Genomic DNA, 3,563 nt, shown 5'->3' with positions numbered 1-3,563 from the left:
CCGCAGTTCTCCCTCTAGCAGCTACAAGAGAGCGGTTTTATCGTGCTTTCGCAAGTTTTGATTAGTGCCTTTACCTGCCACCTTTGGAACTTCCCTTGGTCGGTGGCTGATGCGCATCGCTCTGTCCAAAACATCTTGAGTCCAAACAGAGTGCAGGAATACTTGAAGTGCTTAAATGATATGGGCTATCATGAAAGGACTTACACAGGCCGTCAAACCAGTAAGTATTCCGATCAAAGCCAGCTCGCCAAAGCTGGTTTTGTCACATCTGGGGATTGAGATTACAACCAAAGAGCAGGGATCTCAACGATTCCTTTTCTAAGGTAATGAACATCCTCAAGAAAAACGCCTCCCAAAGGGAGGCGTTTTTCGTATCTGCCAGTTGTCAAAAGGTCGCCAAATGGCGACCTTTTGCGTTCTATCGTTCAGTTCGCACTGCGAGTGTTACGTTAAATTACTCATTACTTTCTTTTAAACCAAAGCAGTCCCACTCTATCAGCAATCGACTAAAATTATTTTTTGAAAGATATTTGGCATCTACACACTTACCATCATCATCGTACAGCACAAGGAAAAAAGAACTCGATTCTAGTGTACGACCTAACGAAAGCCATTGAGCAACAATTGTCTCGTAATGTTCTTGATATGATGCGATTTCAAAGCCTTTGTTATTCGATGTTTTAAAATAAATTTTTAGTTTCACGCTTTATCCCATTTATCTCATACACATCATATTTAAGACTAGGTTTGTGTGAGCAATTGAACGTTCTTAATAGACTTAGGCCAAAAAAAACCACTATATACGCAATTGAGTACTATTATAAAGTTACATGCATATCACCACTTTGTGAGTATTGTTTTATGGCTCTGTGTGAAATAAAAAAATACGACACTTTAGTAGATGCTCATACGATTAAACTTCTCGAAAATTTAACAATGGAAATTGGAAATGAAGAAGTTGCTCTACAAGTCACTATTTTGTCATTTGAAAAACTTTGGCATCAAATGGAAATGCATGGAGAGCCCGAAAACACATTTGAATGGCTTCAAATCGAAGCAAAGAAGATCATAATTTAAAGCAACATAACGTTGTGGTGGTGATTATTCCTATTATGGTAAACCCTCCCTCTTGTATTACAATGCATACAACGCAATACAAGAGGGAGACCACCATGCCATCTATGTCGGTAAGAATTCCTGACGATATCGAGCAAAAGTTAACGCAGCTTGCTGAATCAACAGGCAGAACAAAGTCTTGGATAACAAACCAAGCTATCCAAGATTACTTAGAGCGTGAGCTTTGGCAGATAAATGAAATTAAAGAAGCTCTTAGCGAAGCTGATGCAGGTCATTTTGCTAGTGCAGATGATGTGAAAAGTGCTTTCTCTAAGTGGGGTGTGAATGCAGATTAAATGGCTAAAAAAAGCATTAATCAATTTAGAGCATTCAGCTGAATACTTACAGGAACAAAACCCTCAGTCAGCAAGGGACTTTGTTAAAGAAGTTCACGAACTAACAGAACTCCTGAAAGCAAACCCAGCAATGGGACGACCAGGGAGAGTGTTCGGAACAAGAGAACTAATCTTGCAAAAGTTTCCTTACATAATACCTTATCGAGTCAAAGATAATCGCATTGAGATACTAAGGGTGTTCCCTACACGCATGAATCAACCAGATTTTTGGTAACTCAATAACTAAGAAAGGCACCCATCAGGAGCCTTTCTTGTAAGTGGTCTTCGGTTCGCACAAAGTGACGTTACGGTAAATTAACACCAAATAAGATAAAAAAAAGCCCCAGCTACTCGCTGGGGCTTTTTTTTAAATTCGTTCGTTAAGCAAGGCAGACATTAGCTGCTTGCAGGCCTTTCTGGCCTCTCTCAACATTAAATGTAACCTGTTGACCTTCAATCAAAGTTTTAAAACCATCGGATACAATAGCATTGAAGTGAACAAAAACATCATCGCCACCATCACTTTGAGTAAGAAAACCAAAACCCTTACTTTCGTTGAACCATTTAACTAAACCAGTTACTTTATTTGAATTAGACATTGTTGTCCCTTATTAAATTAATTATATCGCGAAATACGAAGTGCTAAGATATTGAATTATTTAATGTATCTATGAAGCTAAGGGAAACGCTGAGGAAAACAACAATTACGAAGAAATTCTGAGGGCTTTACTTTTACAACTGGATTTTGCATTTAATAACTCTGAACAGCAGAGCGAAGCTAGTATTACCTAATCTGCATATGATGTAAATGATTTTTTGACAGAGATCACAAAAATCATTTAGGTTCTACTAACAAAAAATGGAAATTGGTCATCGATAACTCATCAAAAATAAAGAAGTTTTTTTAGTGTTCATTATTCCTATTATGGTAAATCCGTAAGTTAGGCATCAGAAACCATGCTTCCGACACTCTAAAACGCTCTACACGCTGTTTTAGCAAGAAAACCTAGCGTAGACACCCCTGAAACACTTTGAAAGTTTGTGACGCTTTCAGAGCGATTTACAGGGCAAAAAGTTCGCTGTTCGATTGAAACAAAAAACGCCCTCTAAGGGCGTTTTTTCTATGTTTTCATCTTATCGATGGCATCTTTGGTGATCAGCTCGTTAGCTATCTCCAAGTTCTCTTTGTACTTCTTCTCTTTGTACTTCTCATATTCAAAGCGAGATAACGAACTTCTCGGATCGTACTCGTAACGCTGACAGAATTGCTCAAAAGTAACAGCTGCACTCATAGACACCTCTTAATCTTTAAACTGAAAACTTCGCATAAAGCTCTGGCTCTTTAGAGAGTAGAGTCAGGACTTTGCTTGCTAAACCTGTCGGATTTCTCCGTCCTTGCTCCCAACTTTTCACGGTATCAATACTCACATCCATCGCTTGTGCCAACTCTTTTTGGCTGACATCCAGTTGTGCTCGGATCGCTTTAACATCGGCAATCTCATAACGAGTGACATTCGCAGGAGTCTGCTCTCCTTTTGCAATCGCTTCGGCTTGCTTCATCGATGTATAAAGTTCATCAAAAATACTATTGCTCATTGTCATACTCTCTCTTAATCGACCTCGACACTTCTTTAAGGAGATTCTTCTCTTTCTGAGTTAAAGAGTCCTTTCTCCCTTTCTTGTACAGCAACACCAAATAGACAACATCAGGTTGGATCAGTAAGTAAATCGTTCGATAACCACCACTCTTACCTGTCGATTCTCCAGCAAGGCGAACTTTTCTTAGCCCTCCCGTTCCGACAATCAACGATCCCATTTCTGGGTTTTTGATGATGTCTGACTGCAACGCTCGAAACTCTTCATCCGTGAGCATCTCTTTTCGCTGAGATTCAAACAATGGCGTTTCAATAAACTCTAATGCGTAGCTAATAACCCGATCCTCTCCCAAAAGAATAGGAGTACATTGTACTCCTGGCAAGCGTGTTTTCAAATGTATTAACGATTAAATCCGAAACCTCGACCTCTGCGATTTTGTCGTGCTAACGACTGCTCTTGCTGTATTGCTTTTCCAACGACTGGAGCTGCTGCGTCAAGTTGTTTACTTGCATGGTC

At 39.5% G+C, this 3,563-nt stretch carries 8 protein-coding genes; 3 read left to right on the top strand and 5 right to left on the bottom strand.

Annotation, left to right across the window (positions count from 1 at the left end; translation table 11 throughout):
* Positions 1–454: 454 nt before the first annotated feature.
* A complete protein-coding gene (locus R7Z77_RS23770) occupies positions 455–703 on the bottom strand; it encodes a hypothetical protein (protein WP_005398517.1) in 249 nt (82 codons plus the stop codon).
* A gap of 158 nt (positions 704–861) precedes the next feature.
* On the opposite strand from R7Z77_RS23770, the gene R7Z77_RS23765 reads away from it, so the two are divergent.
* The 3 genes from R7Z77_RS23765 (at position 862) to R7Z77_RS23755 (ending at position 1,686) form a co-directional block, all read left to right on the top strand.
* Positions 862–1,077: a hypothetical protein gene (locus R7Z77_RS23765; protein WP_318136861.1), complete on the top strand. Its 216-nt coding sequence runs from the start codon at positions 862–864 to the stop codon at positions 1,075–1,077.
* A 95-nt stretch (positions 1,078–1,172) separates the two neighbouring features.
* Positions 1,173–1,412 carry a CopG family ribbon-helix-helix protein gene (locus R7Z77_RS23760; RefSeq protein ID WP_001139687.1) on the top strand — a complete coding sequence of 80 codons (240 nt, stop codon included), beginning with the start codon at positions 1,173–1,175 and terminating at the stop codon, positions 1,410–1,412.
* Positions 1,402–1,686 carry a type II toxin-antitoxin system RelE/ParE family toxin gene (locus R7Z77_RS23755; RefSeq protein ID WP_001166141.1) on the top strand — a complete coding sequence of 95 codons (285 nt, stop codon included), beginning with the start codon at positions 1,402–1,404 and terminating at the stop codon, positions 1,684–1,686. The genes R7Z77_RS23760 and R7Z77_RS23755 overlap by 11 nt, the downstream gene beginning before the upstream one ends.
* Positions 1,687–1,831: 145 nt before the next feature.
* Here the strand turns inward: R7Z77_RS23755 and R7Z77_RS23750 are convergent, their stop codons facing one another.
* The 4 genes from R7Z77_RS23750 to R7Z77_RS23735 form a co-directional block, all read right to left on the bottom strand.
* On the bottom strand, positions 1,832–2,050 hold the full coding sequence (locus R7Z77_RS23750) for a cold-shock protein (protein ID WP_213965042.1): 219 nt from the start codon (positions 2,048–2,050) through the stop codon (positions 1,832–1,834).
* A 522-nt stretch (positions 2,051–2,572) separates the two neighbouring features.
* Positions 2,573–2,743 carry a hypothetical protein gene (locus tag R7Z77_RS23745; protein WP_005398424.1) on the bottom strand — a complete coding sequence of 57 codons (171 nt, stop codon included), beginning with the start codon at positions 2,741–2,743 and terminating at the stop codon, positions 2,573–2,575.
* Between the two features lie 16 nt (positions 2,744–2,759).
* Entirely contained in the window at positions 2,760–3,047 is a 288-nt protein-coding gene (nadS, locus tag R7Z77_RS23740; RefSeq protein WP_029946694.1) for a NadS family protein, read from the bottom strand.
* Positions 3,037–3,429, bottom strand: a complete 393-nt coding sequence (locus R7Z77_RS23735; protein WP_224723981.1) for a type II toxin-antitoxin system RelE/ParE family toxin — start codon at positions 3,427–3,429, stop codon at positions 3,037–3,039. The genes nadS and R7Z77_RS23735 overlap by 11 nt, the downstream gene beginning before the upstream one ends.
* Positions 3,430–3,563: the final 134 nt, after the last annotated feature.

Source organism: Vibrio sp. 1401, from assembly GCF_033340295.1.
Note: the sequence above shows the minus strand (reverse complement) of the source record. Positions and strands in the feature narration are given on the sequence as shown.

What these genes read in the sequence shown, in the direction of transcription:
- nadS (WP_029946694.1), bottom strand. Translation starts at nt 3,047, where the DNA reads ATGAGCAATAGTATTTTTGATGAACTTTATACATCGATGAAGCAAGCC.
- R7Z77_RS23745 (WP_005398424.1), bottom strand. Translation starts at nt 2,743, where the DNA reads ATGAGTGCAGCTGTTACTTTTGAGCAATTCTGTCAGCGTTACGAGTAC.
- R7Z77_RS23765 (WP_318136861.1), top strand. Translation starts at nt 862, where the DNA reads ATGGCTCTGTGTGAAATAAAAAAATACGACACTTTAGTAGATGCTCAT.
- R7Z77_RS23755 (WP_001166141.1), top strand. Translation starts at nt 1,402, where the DNA reads ATGCAGATTAAATGGCTAAAAAAAGCATTAATCAATTTAGAGCATTCA.
- R7Z77_RS23750 (WP_213965042.1), bottom strand. Translation starts at nt 2,050, where the DNA reads ATGTCTAATTCAAATAAAGTAACTGGTTTAGTTAAATGGTTCAACGAA.
- R7Z77_RS23760 (WP_001139687.1), top strand. Translation starts at nt 1,173, where the DNA reads ATGCCATCTATGTCGGTAAGAATTCCTGACGATATCGAGCAAAAGTTA.